14 protein-coding genes are annotated in these 15,231 nt (G+C 67.3%); 10 read left to right on the top strand and 4 right to left on the bottom strand.

The genetic code is table 11. The features are described 5' to 3' along the window. The first annotated feature begins 24 nt into the window (after positions 1–24). From paaA to E0W60_RS03115, 9 genes are all read left to right on the top strand, one after another. On the top strand, positions 25–1,023 hold the full coding sequence (paaA, locus tag E0W60_RS03155; protein WP_135702990.1) for a 1,2-phenylacetyl-CoA epoxidase subunit PaaA: 999 nt from the start codon (positions 25–27) through the stop codon (positions 1,021–1,023). Positions 1,024–1,092: 69 nt separating this feature from the next. Beyond that, positions 1,093–1,374: a 1,2-phenylacetyl-CoA epoxidase subunit PaaB gene (gene paaB / locus E0W60_RS03150; RefSeq protein ID WP_029044895.1), complete on the top strand. Its 282-nt coding sequence runs from the start codon at positions 1,093–1,095 to the stop codon at positions 1,372–1,374. A 13-nt stretch (positions 1,375–1,387) separates the two neighbouring features. Continuing rightward, complete coding sequence (gene paaC / locus E0W60_RS03145; RefSeq protein ID WP_135702989.1) at positions 1,388–2,140, top strand: 1,2-phenylacetyl-CoA epoxidase subunit PaaC; 753 nt, start codon at positions 1,388–1,390, stop codon at positions 2,138–2,140. Positions 2,141–2,145: 5 nt separating this feature from the next. After that, positions 2,146–2,661, top strand: coding sequence for a 1,2-phenylacetyl-CoA epoxidase subunit PaaD (gene paaD / locus E0W60_RS03140; protein WP_133094281.1), 516 nt, complete (start codon positions 2,146–2,148; stop codon positions 2,659–2,661). A gap of 17 nt (positions 2,662–2,678) precedes the next feature. Next, entirely contained in the window at positions 2,679–3,755 is a 1,077-nt protein-coding gene (gene paaE, locus E0W60_RS03135; protein WP_135702988.1) for a 1,2-phenylacetyl-CoA epoxidase subunit PaaE, read from the top strand. 55 nt (positions 3,756–3,810) lie between these two features. Further along, complete coding sequence (paaN, locus tag E0W60_RS03130; protein WP_135702987.1) at positions 3,811–5,475, top strand: phenylacetic acid degradation protein PaaN; 1,665 nt, start codon at positions 3,811–3,813, stop codon at positions 5,473–5,475. 73 nt (positions 5,476–5,548) lie between these two features. After that, the gene (paaK, locus tag E0W60_RS03125; RefSeq protein WP_135702986.1) at positions 5,549–6,898 is read left to right on the top strand and encodes a phenylacetate--CoA ligase PaaK; all 1,350 of its coding nucleotides are present in this window, start codon (positions 5,549–5,551) and stop codon (positions 6,896–6,898) included. A 158-nt stretch (positions 6,899–7,056) separates the two neighbouring features. Continuing rightward, entirely contained in the window at positions 7,057–7,365 is a 309-nt protein-coding gene (locus E0W60_RS03120) for a DUF485 domain-containing protein (RefSeq protein ID WP_135702985.1), read from the top strand. After that, on the top strand, positions 7,362–9,026 hold the full coding sequence (locus E0W60_RS03115) for a cation acetate symporter (RefSeq protein WP_135702984.1): 1,665 nt from the start codon (positions 7,362–7,364) through the stop codon (positions 9,024–9,026). Before E0W60_RS03120 ends, E0W60_RS03115 begins: the two co-directional genes overlap by 4 nt. A gap of 23 nt (positions 9,027–9,049) precedes the next feature. On the opposite strand, the gene fusA is transcribed toward E0W60_RS03115, so the two are convergent. Further along, a complete protein-coding gene (gene fusA, locus E0W60_RS03110; RefSeq protein ID WP_133094287.1) occupies positions 9,050–11,113 on the bottom strand; it encodes an elongation factor G in 2,064 nt (687 codons plus the stop codon). 213 nt (positions 11,114–11,326) lie between these two features. Further along, complete coding sequence (locus E0W60_RS03105) at positions 11,327–12,226, bottom strand: oxidoreductase (RefSeq protein ID WP_135702983.1); 900 nt, start codon at positions 12,224–12,226, stop codon at positions 11,327–11,329. 183 nt (positions 12,227–12,409) lie between these two features. Here E0W60_RS03105 and gcvA point away from each other — a divergent pair, with 183 nt between their 5' ends. Beyond that, entirely contained in the window at positions 12,410–13,306 is an 897-nt protein-coding gene (gene gcvA, locus E0W60_RS03100; protein WP_135702982.1) for a transcriptional regulator GcvA, read from the top strand. Positions 13,307–13,321: 15 nt separating this feature from the next. On the opposite strand, the gene E0W60_RS03095 is transcribed toward gcvA, so the two are convergent. Next, positions 13,322–14,002, bottom strand: coding sequence for a nitroreductase (locus E0W60_RS03095; protein WP_133094290.1), 681 nt, complete (start codon positions 14,000–14,002; stop codon positions 13,322–13,324). Beyond that, positions 13,999–15,231: a CaiB/BaiF CoA transferase family protein gene (locus tag E0W60_RS03090; protein ID WP_135702981.1), complete on the bottom strand. Its 1,233-nt coding sequence runs from the start codon at positions 15,229–15,231 to the stop codon at positions 13,999–14,001. The genes E0W60_RS03095 and E0W60_RS03090 overlap by 4 nt, the downstream gene beginning before the upstream one ends.

Raw genomic sequence — 15,231 nt, 5'->3', positions numbered from 1 at the left:
GGCCCTTACAAAAGCGGAGCAGGCATGTACGCACAGCTGGTGGAGACAGGAGCAACAAGGCTCCGCGCGATGGAAGAGATGGACCCGCAGGAGCGCGCGTTCCAGTCCCGCGTGGATGACGGCATCAAGATCGAGGCCAAGGACTGGATGCCCGAGGCCTATCGCAAGACCCTGGTCCGCCAGATCTCCCAGCACGCGCACTCGGAAATCGTCGGCCAGCTGCCGGAGGGCAACTGGGTGACCCGTGCCCCCACGCTGGAGCGCAAGGCGGTGTTGCTGGCCAAGATCCAGGATGAAGCCGGTCACGGCCTGTACCTGTACAGCGCCGCCGAGACGCTGGGCGTGTCGCGCGACCAGATGCTGGGCGACCTGCATTCGGGCAAGGCCAAGTATTCCAGCATCTTCAACTACCCCACGCTGTCCTGGGCCGACATCGGCATGATCGGCTGGCTGGTCGACGGCTCGGCCATCATCAACCAGGTGCCGCTGTGCCGCTGCTCGTATGGCCCGTATGCGCGCGCCATGGTGCGCGTGTGCAAGGAAGAGTCGTTCCACCAGCGCCAGGGCTACGACATCCTGCTGAAGCTGTGCAACGGCACGCCCGAGCAGAAGCGGATGGCGCAGGATGCGCTCAACCGCTGGTGGTGGCCCGCGCTGATGATGTTCGGCCCGTCCGACGGCGATTCGCCCAACAGCGCGCAATCGATGCAATGGCGCATCAAGCTGTTCTCCAACGACGAACTGCGCCAGAAGATGGTCGACCAGACCGTGCCGCAGGCCGAATACCTGGGCCTGACCATCCCTGACCCGAAGCTGAAGTGGAACGAAGAACGCGGCCACTATGACTTCGGCGAGATCGACTGGTCCGAGTTCTACAACGTGATCCAGGGCAACGGCCCGTGCAACCGCGAGCGCCTGCGCACCCGCGTCAAGGCCTGGGACGACGGCGCATGGTTCCGCAACGCGCTGGTGGCCCACGCGGACAAGCAGGCCGGCAAGCAGGCGCAGCAAGCCGCCGCCTGATTTCCGCCTGATCGCACGCGGCGCAGCGCGCCGCTCCCCACATCGAATCGCTTTACACAGGAGGTTGCCATGAAAGAGTGGCCGCTTTGGGAGATCTTTATCCGCAGCCAGCACGGCCTGGCCCACAAGCACGTGGGCAGCCTGCACGCGCCGGACGGCGAAATGGCGATCAACAACGCCCGCGACGTCTACACGCGCCGCAACGAGGGCGTCAGCGTCTGGGTGGTCAAGGCCAGCGACGTGATGGCCAGCAGCCCCGGCGACAAGGGCCCGCTGTTCGAGCCCGCCAACAGCAAGGTCTACCGCCACCCCACGTTCTTCCCGATGCCGGAAGCGGTCAAGCACATCTGAGGCGGCCCGGACCATGACGAACCACAAGCTCGAATATTTGCTGCGCCTCGGCGATTCCACGCTGGTGCTCGGCCAGCGCCTGTCGGAATGGTGCGGCCGCGGCCCGGCGCTGGAAGAGGACATCGCGCTGACCAACGTCGCGCTCGACCTGATCGGCCAGACCCGCCTGTGGCTGGGCTATGCCGCCGAAGTGGAGGGCGCCGGCCGCAGCGCCGACCAGCTGGCCTTCCTGCGCGACGCGCACCAGTTCCGCAACCTGCTGCTGGCGGAACAGCCCAACGGCAGCTATGCCGATACGCTGGCGCGCCAGTTCCTGTTCGATACGTGGCACTACTTCCAGCTCGAAGCGCTGCAGCGATCAACCGATGCGCGCATTGCCGAAATCGCCGCCAAGTCGCTCAAGGAAGTGACCTACCACGTGCGCCGCAGCGCCGACCTCGTGGTGCGCCTGGGCGATGGCAGCGAAGAAAGCCACCGCCGCATGCAGGATGCGTTCGACGACCTGTGGATGTTCACCGGCGAACTGTTCGAAGCCGATGCGGCCGAGGCCGCTCTGGCGCGCGCAGGCGTGATCCCCGATCCCGCCACGCTGGCCGAGCCCTGGCAGCGTCATGTCGGCGAGGTGCTGGAGGAAGCCACGCTGCGCGTGCCTGCGAGCCAGTGGGCGCAGAGCGGCGGCCGCCACGGCCGCCATACCGAACACCTCGGCTACCTGCTGGCCGAGATGCAGTTCCTGCAGCGCGCCTATCCCGGCGCGCAGTGGTGAGCATCATGACCGCGCAAGCGCTGGCGCGTCCCGCCGTGGAGCAGGTCTGGACCTGGCTCGACGCGGTGCCGGACCCTGAGATTCCAGTGATTTCCGTGGTGGATCTCGGCATCGTGCGCGACGTGGCGTGGGAAGGCGATGCCTGCGTCGTCACCATCACGCCGACGTATTCAGGCTGCCCGGCCATGACCGTGATCCGCGAAGGCATCGAAAGCGCGCTCGCCGCGCAGGGCGTGGACAAGGTGCGTGTGCGGACGCAACTGGCGCCGGCGTGGACCACCGACTGGATGACCCCGCGTGGCAAGGCCAGCCTCACCGGCTATGGCATCGCGCCGCCGGCGCAGCAGGTGATCGATATCAGCGGCATCAGCCGGAAAGCGGCGCCGGCCCTGGTGGTGGCCTGCCCGCACTGCGGCTCGCGCCATACGCGGCTGGTCAGCCAGTTTGGCTCGACCGCGTGCAAGGCGCTGTACCGCTGCGGCGACTGCAAAGAGCCGTTCGACTACTTCAAGGCTCACTGAGAAGGAAAGGTGGGGAGATGAGCAAATTCCATGAACTGACGGTGGCCTCGGTCACGCGCGAAACCCGTGACGCGGTGGCCGTGACCTTCGCCGTGCCGGACGAACTGGCCGACGCCTACCGCTACGTGCAGGGCCAGCACCTGACGCTGCGCACCGGTATCGACGGCGAGGACGTGCGCCGCTCGTACTCGATCTGCTCGGCGGCGCAGGATGCGCAGCTGCGCGTGGCGATCAAGCGTGTCGACGGCGGGCTGTTCTCCAACTGGGCCAACGAGCAGTTGCAGCCGGGCATGAAGCTGGAAGTGATGCCGCCGTCCGGCCATTTCCACGTGCCGCTGTCCGCCACGCACGCGAAGCACTACGTCGCCTTTGCCGCCGGCAGCGGCATCACGCCGATGCTGTCGATCATCAAGACCACGCTGCAGGCGGAGCCGGACAGCCGCTTCACGCTGTTCTACGGCAACCGCGCCTCGTCGTCGGTGCTGTTCAAGGAAGAGCTGGAAGACCTGAAGGACACCTACCTGCAGCGCTTCAACCTGGTGTTCGTGCTCAGCCGCGAGCAGCTCGACATCGACCTGTTCAACGGCCGCATCGACGGCGGCAAGGTCAACGCGCTGCTCAAGCACTGGGTCAGGCCGCAGGACATCGACGTCGCCTTTATCTGCGGCCCGCAGTCGATGATGGAAGAAGTCTCGCAGGCGCTGCTCGACAACGGCGTCGACAAGGCCCGCATCAAGCGCGAGCTGTTCGCCACCAGCATCCCCGCGGCGCGGCCCGCCGCGCATGCGCACAAGCAGGTCGGCCAGCAGCAGTGCGAGGTGACGGTGATCCAGGACGGCCGCACCCGTTCCTTCACGCTGGAAAAGAACAAGGAAACCGTGCTAGACGCCGCGCTGGCGCAGGGCATCGAGCTGCCGTACTCCTGCAAGGGCGGCGTCTGCTCGACCTGCCGCTGCAAGCGCATCGAAGGCGAGGTCGACATGGACGTCAACTTCGCGCTGGAAGACTACGAAGTCGCGCGCGGCTTCATCCTGAGCTGCCAGAGCTACGCCGTCAGCGACAAGCTGGTGATCGATTTCGACCAGGAAACCTGAAGCGTTTTCCTGCCATTCCCAATACCCAGATTCAATCTCGCCCCCGGAGCAAGCCGTGTCCCACCCGTTTTTCGAACGCCACCAGGCGCTGCTGGAACAAGCCACCCAAGCCATTGCCACGCGCGGCTACTGGAGCCCGTTCGCTGAAATGCCGAGCCCCAAGGTCTATGGCGAGACCGCCAATGCCGATGGCAAGGCCGCCTTTGAGGCCCGCCTGAACCAGCCGTTCGCGTTGTCGCAGTCCGGCACCGTCGGCCAGGCCGGCAAGGAAGTCTCGCCGTATGGCCCGGAACTGGGCATCACTTATCCTCGGCCTGATCTCGATCAGCTCTTTGCCGGCGTGGCCAGGGGCATGCCCGCATGGCGCAAGGCCGGACCGGAGGCATGGGTGGGCGTATCGCTGGAAATCCTGCAGCGCCTGAACCGCCGCAGTTTCGAGATTGCCTACGCGGTCATGCACACCACCGGCCAGGCCTTCATGATGGCCTTCCAGGCCGGCGGCCCGCACGCGCAGGACCGCGGCCTGGAAGCCGTGGCCTACGCCTGGGACGAACTGCGCCGCATCCCGAAGCTCGCCACGTGGGAGAAGCCGCAGGGCAAGAACGAGCCGCTGCGCATGGAAAAGCGCTACACCGTGGTGCCGCGCGGCGTGGGCCTGGTGATCGGCTGCTGCACCTTCCCGACCTGGAACGGCTATCCCGGCCTGTTCGCCAGCCTGGCGACCGGCAATGCGGTGGTGGTCAAGCCGCACCCGGGCGCGGTCCTGCCGCTGGCGATCACCGTCGAGGTGGCGCGTGAAGTGCTGGAAGAAGCCGGCTTCGACCCGAACATCGTCACGCTGGTGGCCAACGACCCGAGCGAGCGCATGGCGTCGAAGCTGGCGTTGCGCCCGGAAGTGCGCCTGATCGACTTCACCGGCAGCACCGCCAACGGCGACTGGCTGGAGCGCAACGCGCACCAGGCGCAGGTGTACACCGAGAAGGCAGGCGTCAACCAGATCGTGATCGACTCCACCGCCGACTTCAAGGGCATGGTGCGCAATATCGCTTTCTCGCTGTCGCTGTACTCGGGCCAGATGTGCACGGCGCCGCAGAACATCTATGTGCCGAAGGACGGCATCGACACGCCGGAAGGGCGCATCAGCTTCGACCAGGTTGCCTCGGCGATCGGCGAGGCCGTTGGCAAGCTGACCAGCGATCCGGCCAGGGCGGTCGAACTGATCGGTGCGATCCAGAACGACGGCGTGGCGGAACGGATCGAAGCGTCGCGCGCGCTGGGCGAGATCGTTGCCGACAGCCGTGTGCTCGAACATCCCGAGTTTCCGGGCGCGCGCATCCGCACGCCGCTGGTGCTGAAGGTCGATGCCAGCGACGAGGCGAAGATCATGCAGGAACTGTTCGGCCCCATCTCCTTCGTCGTGGCGACCGACAACACGGCGCACAGCATTGAACTGGCGCACCGCGGCGCGAAGACACACGGCGCGCTGACGCTGTCCGCATACACCACCGACGCGGGCGTGACCGAAACCATCCGCGATGCCGCGGAAGACGCTGGCGTGGCGCTGTCGCTTAACCTGACCGGCGGCGTGTTCGTCAACCAGTCGGCCGCGTTCAGCGATTTCCACGCTACCGGCGCCAACCCCGCGGCCAATGCATCGCTGTCGGATGCGGCCTTCGTCGCAAACCGCTTCCGCGTGGTCCAGAGCCGCTCGCATATCTGATCGCAAGGCCTGCAGTACCCCGGCGCCGGCCCCCCTTCGTACGCGGCGCCATCATAACGAGATGGAGTAGACAATGGTGCAACGCAACCCCAACCCCAATGAGCTGGAGCCGATCGAGCGCGCCAGCCGCGACGAACTGCAGGCGCTGCAGCTGCAACGGCTCAAATGGAGCGTGCGCCATGCCTATGACAACGTGCCGCATTACCGCAAGGCGTTCCAGGCGGCCGGGGTGCACCCGGACGATTTGAAGTCGCTGTCCGACCTGTCGAAGTTCCCGTTCCTGACCAAGCAGGACCTGCGCGACAACTATCCGTTCGGCATGTTCGCGGTGCCGCGCGAGCAGGTGGCGCGCGTGCATGCGTCGAGCGGCACCACCGGCAAGCCGACCGTGGTCGGCTATACCGCGAAGGACATCGACACGTGGGCAAGCGTGGTGGCGCGCTCGATTCGCGCCGCGGGGGGCCGCGCCGGCGACCTGGTCCATGTCAGCTATGGTTACGGGCTGTTCACCGGCGGGCTGGGCGCGCACTACGGCGCGGAGAAGGCGGGCTGCACGGTGATCCCGATGTCGGGCGGACAGACCGAGAAACAGGTACAGCTGATCCGCGAGTTCGAGCCCAACATCATCATGGTGACGCCGTCGTACATGCTGAACCTGATCGAGGAGATGGAGCGCCAGGGCATGGATCCTTCGGAAAGCTCGCTGAAGGTCGGCATCTTCGGCGCCGAGCCCTGGACCGACGCGATGCGCGCGGAGATCGAGGCGCGTGCCGGCATCGACGCGGTGGACATCTACGGCCTGTCCGAGGTGATGGGGCCGGGCGTGGCTTGCGAATGCATCGAGAGCAAGGACGGCCCGGTGATCTGGGAAGACCATTTCTATGCCGAGATCATCGACCCGGTGACCGGCGAGGTGTTGCCGGATGGCTCCGAGGGCGAGCTGGTGTTCACCTCCCTGACCAAGGAAGCACTGCCGGTGATCCGCTACCGCACGCGCGACCTGACGCGCCTGCTGCCGCCGACGTCGCGCTCGATGCGCCGCATCGGCAAGATCACGGGGCGCTCGGATGACATGCTGATCATCCGCGGCGTCAACGTGTTCCCGTCGCAGATCGAGGAACTGATCCTGAAGGCGCCGGCGCTGGCGCCGCAGTACCAGCTGGTGGTGACGCGCGACGGGCACCTCGACAAGCTGGAGGTGCGGGTCGAGGCGCGGCCCGAGCGCTCCGCGTCGCTGTCGGCGGATGACCGGGCGGCGCTGGAGCGGGATCTGAAGGACCAGATCAAGACCTATGTCGGCGTGACCACGCGGGTGCAGGTGGTGGCGGCTGCAGGGATCGAGCGCACCACGGTCGGCAAGGCAAGGCGCGTGGTGGACATGCGGCCGAAGGTTACACACGAGCAGCCGGTTGGCGCGATCTGAGGCGCTGCTTTTCACCCACACCGCTGGCATAGGCTCCTCTCTCCCGCAAGCGGGAGAGGGGAGCAAACCGTCGGTAGATCGACGCCCCCAACCAAGAACCAAACTGATGGCAGCCACCAGAGCCGCCACACCACCCCCCCTGCGCCAAAGGAGACACCATGGACGCGCGACAACTGGAAACCATCCAGAACCACCCCGACTTTATCCGCCTGATCCACGGCCGCACGCGCCTGGGCTGGTCGCTGACGCTGGTCATGCTGGCGGTCTACTTCGGCTTCATCCTGCTGCTGGCCTTTTCGCCCGCCACGCTCGGCACGCCGGTCGCCGGGGGCGTCATGACGGTGGGCATCCCCGTAGGCGTTGCAGTGATCGTTGCCGCCGTGCTGCTGACCGCCATCTACGTCCACCGCGCCAACCGCGACCTGGATCCGCTCAACGAACGCGTGCGCAAGGAGTGCGAAGCATGAAGCCGGTACACCTTTCCCTCGGCGCCGCCCTGTGCGGTCTGGCAGCCAGCGCCGCCACTGCAGCCCCCGCGATCCAGGGCGAGGCCGCGCAGCGGCCGCTGAACTGGAGCGCCATCGTCATGTTCATGCTGTTCGTGCTGTTCACGCTCGGCATCACCCGCTGGGCCGCGCGGCGCACGCGTTCGGCGTCGGACTTCTATGCGGCCGGCGGCGGCCTCACCGGCTTCCAGAACGGCCTGGCGATCGCCGGCGACATGGTGTCGGCCGCGTCCTTCCTTGGCATCTCGGCCATGATGTTCGACAAGGGCTACGACGGCCTGATCTACGCGCTCGGCGTGGTGGCGGGCTGGCCGATCATCCTGTTCATCGTCGCCGAACGGCTGCGCAACCTGGGCCGCTACACCTTTGCCGACGTGGTCTCGTACCGGCTGGCGCAGAAGCCGGTGCGCATCACCGCAGCGTGCGGCACGCTGACCGTGGTCATCATGTACCTGGTCGCGCAGATGGTCGGCGCCGGCAAGCTGATCGAGCTGCTGTTCGGCACCAGCTATGAATCGGCGGTGGTCATCGTCGGCGCGCTGATGGTGCTGTACGTGATGTTCGGCGGCATGCTCGCCACCACCTGGGTGCAGATCATCAAGGCGCTGCTGCTGCTCGGCGGCGTGACCTTCATGGCGGTGATGGTACTGGCCTATTTCGGCTTCAGCCCCGAAGCCATGTTCGCCAGCGCGGCCAGGGTGCATGACAAGGGCACGGCGATCTTGTCGCCGGGCGGGCTGGTGTCCAACCCGATCGATGCGATCTCGCTCGGCGTCGGCATGATGTTCGGCACCGCGGGTCTGCCGCACATCCTGATGCGCTTCTTCACCGTGGCGGATGCGAAGGAAGCGCGCAAGTCCGTGCTCTACGCCACGGGCTTCATCGGCTACTTCTACGTGCTGATCCTGGTGGTGGGCTTCGGCGCGATCGTGATGGTGGGCGCGGACCCGGCCTATCGGGACGCGGCCGGCAAGCTGATCGGCGGCAGCAACATGGTGGCCGTGCACCTGTCGCACGTGATCGGCGGCGACCTGTTCCTCGGCTTCATCTCGGCGGTGGCGTTCGCGACCATCCTGGCGGTGGTGGCCGGGCTGGCGCTGTCGGGCGCGTCGGCGGTGTCGCACGATCTCTACGCCAACGTGTTCCGCCGCGGGCAGGCCAGCGAGAAAGACGAGATCCGCGTGTCGAAGCTCGCCACGCTGGTGATCGGCCTGCTGGCGATGGTGCTGGGCGTGATGTTCGAGAAGCAGAACATCGCCTTCCTGTCCGGGCTGGTGCTGGCGATCGCCGCGTCGGTCAATTTCCCGGTGCTGTTCCTGTCGATGTTCTGGAAGGGGCTGACCACGTGCGGTGCGGTGGCCGGCAGCCTGGCGGGGCTGGTGTCGGCGGTGCTGCTGCTGGTGCTGGGCCCGACCGTATGGGTGGGGATCCTCAAGCACCAGCAGGCGATCTTCCCATATGCCAACCCGGCGCTGTTCTCGATGACGCTGGCCTTTGCCGCCGCCTGGCTGGTGTCGGTGCTGGACCGCTCGGCGCGGGGGAGCGCCGAACGCCAGCGCTACGGCGCGCAGTTCGTGCGCGCCATGACCGGCATCGGCGCGGCCGGTGCCAGCCAGCACTGAAAACCAGGCCAGCACCGGGCTGGTCAGTCGGTGTCCTGCTGCGCCTTGTGGCGGGACGCCATCTTCTCCTGCTGTCCCGGCGGCACGTTGTCGTAATGGCTGAACTGGATGGTGTAGCTGCCGTGGCCGCCGGTCATGCTGTTCAGCCGTGACTGGTAGTCGTTCAGCTCCGACAGCGGCACCTGCCCGGCAACGATCACGCTGTTGGCGGCGCCGGTGCGGGTGCCATGCACCTGGCCGCGCTTGGCGGACAGGTCGCCGATGACATCGCCCATCGCGGTGCCCGGCACCGTGACCTCGATCTCGACGATCGGCTCCAGCACGCTGGGGCGCGCCTTCATCACCGCGTCGATAAACGCCTTGCGTCCGGCCGTGGCGAACGCCACTTCCTTGGAATCGACCGGGTGGCTCTTGCCGTCGTACACGGTCACGCGCACGTCCTGCATCGCAAAACCGGCCAGTGGACCGCTTTCCAGCACCTGGCGGATGCCTTTCTCCACTGCGGGGATGAACTGGCCGGGAATCGCGCCGCCCTTGACCGCATCGATGAACTCGAAGCCTTCGCCGCGCGGCAGCGGCTCCACGCGCAGCATCACTTCGCCGAACTGGCCGGCACCGCCGGTCTGCTTCTTGTGGCGGTGGTGGCCCTCCGCCTTGCCGGCAATGGTCTCGCGATACGCGATCTTCGGCGGCCGCGTGGCGACTTCCAGCTTGTACTGCTCGGTCAAACGCTCCAGCGCGCAGCGCAAATGGAACTCGCCCAGTCCGAACACCACGGTCTCGTTGGTGCCGGCCGGATGCTCGATGCGCAGGCAGGGATCTTCGGCGCTGAGCTTGTGCAGCACCTCGGCCAGCCGCTGCTCGTTGCCGCGCCGCGCCGGCTCGATCGCCAGGCCGTAGATCGGCGTGGGAAACTCCAGCGGCGTCAGGTGGATGTCGCCATCCTCGGTGGCGTCGTGCAGCACCGCGTCGAAGCCGAGTTCATCCACCTTGGCCACCGCGCAGATATTGCCCGGGCCGGCGCGCTGCACTTCCTGCGTCTCCTTGCCCTGCAGCAACAGCAGGTGCGCCACCTTGAACGGCTGGCGGCCCTCGCCGATATAGAGCTGGCTGTCGCGCGTGACCGTGCCCTGGTGGATGCGGAACACCGCCAGCTTGCCGACATAGGGATCGACTACCACCTTGAACACATGCGCCAGCACGTGCTTGTCCGGCACCGGCTCGGCGCGCACCGCCTTGCGTTTCTCGGTACCGTCCTCGGCAGTGCCGGTCGAGCGGTAGAACAGCGGCGGGTTGCCTTCGGTGGGATTGGGCAGCAGCCGCACGAAGACATCGAGCAGTTCCGCGATACCGGCGCCGGTGGCGGCCGAGGTAAAGCAGATCGGCACCAGGTGGCCTTCGCGCAGCGCACGCTCGAACGGCGCGTGCAGTTGCTCCGGCGTGATGGCCTCGCCTTGCTCCAGGTACACCTCCATCAGCTCGGGATCGATCTCGATCACCTGGTCGATCAGCGCTTCATGCGCCGACGCCACCGATAAAAAATCCGACTCTCCGGCCGGATTGAAGAAGCAGTCCACCACCTTGCCGCCGTTTCCGGCCGGCAGGTTGATGGGCAGGCACTCCTTGCCGAACGCCTCCTGGATCTCGGCCAGCAGCCCCGGCAGGTCGACCTTCTCGCCGTCGATGCCGTTGATAACGATCATCCGGCACAGTTGCCGCGCCTGCGCCCAGGCCATGGCGCGGCGCGTGGTCATTTCGATCCCGGTCTGCGCGTTGATGACGATGGCCGCCGTCTCGACCGCCGCCAGCGCACTGATCGCCAGGCCGGAGAAATCCGGGTAGCCCGGCGTGTCGAGCAGGTAGATGCGGGTGTCGCGGAAGTCGACGTGGGTGATGGCGGAACTGAGCGAGCGCTTGTACTTGCGCTCCAGCGGATCGCTGTCGCTGACGGTCGAGCCGCGCTCCACGCTGCCCGGGGTGTGCAGCGCACCCCCCTTGTGCAGCAGTGCTTCGACCAGCGAGGTCTTGCCGCTCCCCGCATGCCCGAGCAGGGCAACGGTGCGGATGGCATCGGGACTGTCGTGCATAGTGGCTCTCTCGTCCGGCAATGGCTGTCAGGGCATTATTGGCGAAATTCGCCGGAAACGACATATGCCAGTGTCGGCATCGGGACAAAGCCTGATAGGCGCAAGGGTGTGAAGTGGTGCATGCGGCGCTTGGGCCCGGCCGGCAACCCGCGCCTCGCGCATGGCTGCAGCGCAGCAATCCAGGATTCAATAAGATTGCTGCGCCGCAACAGATCAGGCACTGGCGTGGTCGGTCGAGACCGCCACGGCATGCCATGCCGCCAGTTCGCTTTCCACCTTGCGGTTCTTTTCCGCGATGCGGGCCACCGTATCGGAGCCCAGCGGCAGCCGCACCGGCGGGTTGTCGCTGTCGGCAAGGGCGAGCAGCGCCACAGCCAGCTTGGCGGGATCGCCGGGCTGCTGGTGGTTGGCCGACGCCATGTGGCCGCGCATCGCGCCGACGGTTTCGGCGTATTCGGCGATCTCGGTGCCGACGCGGACCAGCGAGCTGGCATCGAGGAAGTCGGTGCGGAAGAAGCCCGGCTCGACCACGGTGGCGCGCACGCCCAGCGGCGCCAGCTCGGCGTCGAGCGCTTCGGTCAGCCCTTCCACCGCGAACTTGGTGGCGCCGTAGACGCCCCAGCCGGGATAGGCCGCATAGCCACCGATCGACGAGATATTGACGACATGCCCACTGCGCTGGCGGCGCATCTGCGGCAGCACCGCGCGCGTCACGTTGAGCACGCCGAAGACGTTGGTGGCGAACTGCTGCTCGACTTCGCGCGCCGACGCTTCCTCCACCGCGCCCAGCAGGCCGTAGCCGGCATTGTTGACCAGCACGTCGATGCGGCCGAAGCGGGCCACGGCGGCCTCGGCCGCGGCGATGGCCTGCGCTTCGCTAGTGACGTCGAGCGCCACCGGCAGCAGGTTGTCATGCGCGCCCACGGCGCCGGTGATCGTTTCGGGGCGGCGCGCGGTGGCGACGACACGGTCGCCGCGGGCCAGCGCGGCGCGGGTCAGTTCCAGGCCGAAGCCGCGCGAGGCGCCGGTGATGAACCAGACCTTGCCGGCGGCGTTGGTGACGTTGGTGGCGTTGGTGGCGGTGTTGGCAGCGATGGTGGTGTTGGCGGACATGGTGAATCTCCTTTGCTCGGTTTGACTTCGGTGTCTGATGGCGGGGGCCACGGAGACAAATTTAGGCGCGCTCGGTCAGCAACACTAGGCGGTGTAATTCCGTTTCAAAGACAACCAGAAGTTGTCAATAAATGCGAGCGATGTCGATTGAGCAATTCTCAACCGTATGGCAGACTCGCCGGCATGGACAAACTGCCTCCCCTGAACGCCCTGCGCGCCTTTGAAGCGGCGGCCCGGCACCTGAGCATCACCACCGCTGCGGAAGAGCTGCACGTGACGCCGGGCGCCGTCAGCCGCCAGATCCGCTCGCTGGAAGAAGGCCTGGGCGTGCAGCTGCTGCATCGCGGCCACCGGCAGATTTCGCTGACCCGCACCGGCGAGGACTACTACCGCGCCGTGACCCGGGCCATGGACGACCTGCGCGAGGCCACGCGGCGGCTCGGCAAGCGGGCCAGGCGCAAGCAGCTCAAGGTGCGCGCCTACACTACTTTCGCCATGCGCTGGCTGATCCCGCGGCTGTCGAGCTTCCATGCGGCCAATCCCGGCATCGAGGTGCTGCTGACCGCCTCGCTGGACCCGGTCGATTTCCGCAAGGAAGACATCGATGGCGCGATCCGCCTAGGCGACGGCAAGTGGAGCGGCGTGAATACCTACCGGCTGGTGTCCAACATCCTGGTGCCGGTCTGCAGCCCCAGCGTTGCGGCCGGCAACCCGAAGGTGAAAAAGCCTGCCGACCTGCAGCACCAGACGCTGCTGCATTCGATTGCGCGTCCGGACGACTGGGCGCACTGGCTGAAGGCGGCGCGCGCCGACGCGCAGGTCGACGCGCGCAGTGGCATGACGTTCCAGAGTTCCGCCATGGCTTATGCGGCGGCAGTGGAAGGGCAGGGTTTCGCCATTGCCCAGCGCTTCCTGGTCGCGGGAGACCTGGAGGCCGGGCGGCTGGTCGCGCCGTTCCGCCAGAGCGTCGACATGGGCGACTTCACCTACTACCTGCTGACGCCGGCGGACCGCAAGGAAAGCGCCAGCATGGCGGTGTTCCGCGAGTGGCTGCTGGCGCAGTGCGAGACGCAAAGCTAGCGCGGCGCTCGCCGGTCACCAGCCGGCGAAGCAGGCAAATCCCTCCACTGGCTCGCGCGCAGTACGCAGCCGGTTGGCCGGCTCGGCGGGATCGGCGTGTCCGAGCGACATGCCGCACACCAGGATTTCATGGTCGGGAATGGCAAGCTGCGCGCGGATGACCCGGTGGTAGCGCGCGAACGCCTGCTGCGCGCAGGTTTCCAGGCCGTGCCCCAGCGCCGCTAACATCACCGCATGCAGGAACATGCCGAGGTCCAGCCACGCCGCCTGTCCCTGCCCGCGCTCGATGGTGAAGAACAACCCCACCGGCGCGCCGAAGAACGCGTAGTTGCGGGCATACTGCCGCGCCATGCCGGCGGCGTCGCCGCGCGGGATGCCAAGCAGGCCGTACAGCGCCTTGCCCAGTGTGCGGCGGCGCGCCAGGTAGGGCTCGCGCCACGCCGGCGGGTAGTAGACGTATTCCTCGCGATGGCCGCCGCCATCGCTGTCGTGCAGCGCCAGCAGGGCATCGCTGAGCCGGTCGCGCACGGCACCGGCGCAGGCGTAGACCCGCCATGGCTGGGTGTTCGACGCGCTCGGGCTGCGCGCCGCGTCGGCCAGGATTGCCGCCACGGTCTCGCGCGGTACCGGCGTATCGAGAAAGCCGCGCACGCTGCGGCGGGCGTGGAGCGCGGCGATGATGTCGGCGCGGTTCATGATGCCGTTGCCGTGAGCGGTGCCTCGATGGTATCGGCACAATGGACCGCGCCGCGCGCCTGCAAGGCGGCGATCTGTGCCGCGCTAAAGCCAAGCCCGGCGAGCACCGTTTGCGTATGTTGTCCGCACGCCGGCGCCGGCCGCGCGGGCAGCGCGTTTTCCTGGACGCTATTGATCGGGAAGCCTGGCATGCGGATCTCGCCCAGCGTCTCGTGCGGGATGCGCTGCACCATGCGGTTGGCCGCCACCTGCGGGTGCGCCATCAGGTCTTCATAGGTGGCCACGCGCGCGCACAGGATGTCGGCGTCCTGCAGCACGGCCAGCCACGCGTCGGTCGGCCGCGTCACCAACACGCTGGTCAGCGCCTCGACCATTGCCGCCCGGTTGGCGACGCGCAGCGGCGAGGTGGCGAAGCGCGGGTCGTCGGCGAGCGCCGGCAGGCCCAGCACGTCGCACAGCCGGCGCCAGCGCTCGGGCATGTAAGCGGCGATCATGATCCAGCCGTCGGCGGTGCGGAAGGCCTGGTTGGGCGCCGAATAGGGCGCGGCACTGCCCGCCCGTTCCGGCAGCCGCCCGTCGGCGCAATAGCTGGTGAGCGACGATTGCTGCAGCGCCAGCGCGGCGTTGAGCAGGCTGACGTCGAGATGCCCGCCCTGGCCGTCGCGTGCCCGCTGCGCCAGCTTGCCCAGGATACCGACGCAGGCGACGTAGCCGGTCATCACGTCGACCACCGGCGCCTGCACCTTGCACGGCTCGCCGTCGGGCAGGCCGATCAGGCTCATCAGCCCCGAATCGGCCTGGATGATGCCGTCGACGCCGGCACGGCCGGCATACGGGCCGTACTGGCCATAGGCGGAGATCGAGCAGTAGACCAGCGCCGGGTTCAGCGCCGATAGCTCGGCATGGCCCAGCCCGAGGCGATCCATCACGCCCGGGCGCATGCTTTCCACCACGATGTCGGCTTCTGCCGCCATCCGGCGCGCCACGGCGAGACCTTCGGGGGATTTCAGGTCCAGCGCCACGCCGAGCTTGTTGCGGTTGAAGCCGTGGAACAGCGCGCTGTCGTCGCCCAGCCAGCCGGGGCCGAGCCCGCGTCCCAGTTCGCCGCCGGGCGGCTCGACCTTGATGACCCTGGCGCCCATGTCGGCCAGCAGCATGGTGCAGGTCGGCCCGGCGCCGATCTGCGTGAAGTCGATGACGGTCAGGCCGTCTAGTGCATCGCGCAGCAT

The sequence above is a fragment of the Cupriavidus oxalaticus genome (assembly GCF_004768545.1).
Lineage (GTDB): Bacteria > Pseudomonadota > Gammaproteobacteria > Burkholderiales > Burkholderiaceae > Cupriavidus > Cupriavidus oxalaticus_A.
The sequence above is the reverse complement of the archived record's forward strand: the minus strand, read 5'-3'. Positions and strand labels throughout refer to the sequence as shown.

What these genes read in the sequence shown, in the direction of transcription:
- E0W60_RS03095 (WP_133094290.1), bottom strand. Translation starts at nt 14,002, where the DNA reads ATGAACCGCGCCGACATCATCGCCGCGCTCCACGCCCGCCGCAGCGTG.
- paaC (WP_135702989.1), top strand. Translation starts at nt 1,388, where the DNA reads ATGACGAACCACAAGCTCGAATATTTGCTGCGCCTCGGCGATTCCACG.
- E0W60_RS03090 (WP_135702981.1), bottom strand. Translation starts at nt 15,231, where the DNA reads ATGCTGCGCGATGCACTAGACGGCCTGACCGTCATCGACTTCACGCAG.
- fusA (WP_133094287.1), bottom strand. Translation starts at nt 11,113, where the DNA reads ATGCACGACAGTCCCGATGCCATCCGCACCGTTGCCCTGCTCGGGCAT.
- paaE (WP_135702988.1), top strand. Translation starts at nt 2,679, where the DNA reads ATGAGCAAATTCCATGAACTGACGGTGGCCTCGGTCACGCGCGAAACC.
- E0W60_RS03115 (WP_135702984.1), top strand. Translation starts at nt 7,362, where the DNA reads ATGAAGCCGGTACACCTTTCCCTCGGCGCCGCCCTGTGCGGTCTGGCA.
- gcvA (WP_135702982.1), top strand. Translation starts at nt 12,410, where the DNA reads ATGGACAAACTGCCTCCCCTGAACGCCCTGCGCGCCTTTGAAGCGGCG.
- E0W60_RS03120 (WP_135702985.1), top strand. Translation starts at nt 7,057, where the DNA reads ATGGACGCGCGACAACTGGAAACCATCCAGAACCACCCCGACTTTATC.
- paaA (WP_135702990.1), top strand. Translation starts at nt 25, where the DNA reads ATGTACGCACAGCTGGTGGAGACAGGAGCAACAAGGCTCCGCGCGATG.
- E0W60_RS03105 (WP_135702983.1), bottom strand. Translation starts at nt 12,226, where the DNA reads ATGTCCGCCAACACCACCATCGCTGCCAACACCGCCACCAACGCCACC.
- paaB (WP_029044895.1), top strand. Translation starts at nt 1,093, where the DNA reads ATGAAAGAGTGGCCGCTTTGGGAGATCTTTATCCGCAGCCAGCACGGC.
- paaK (WP_135702986.1), top strand. Translation starts at nt 5,549, where the DNA reads ATGGTGCAACGCAACCCCAACCCCAATGAGCTGGAGCCGATCGAGCGC.
- paaD (WP_133094281.1), top strand. Translation starts at nt 2,146, where the DNA reads ATGACCGCGCAAGCGCTGGCGCGTCCCGCCGTGGAGCAGGTCTGGACC.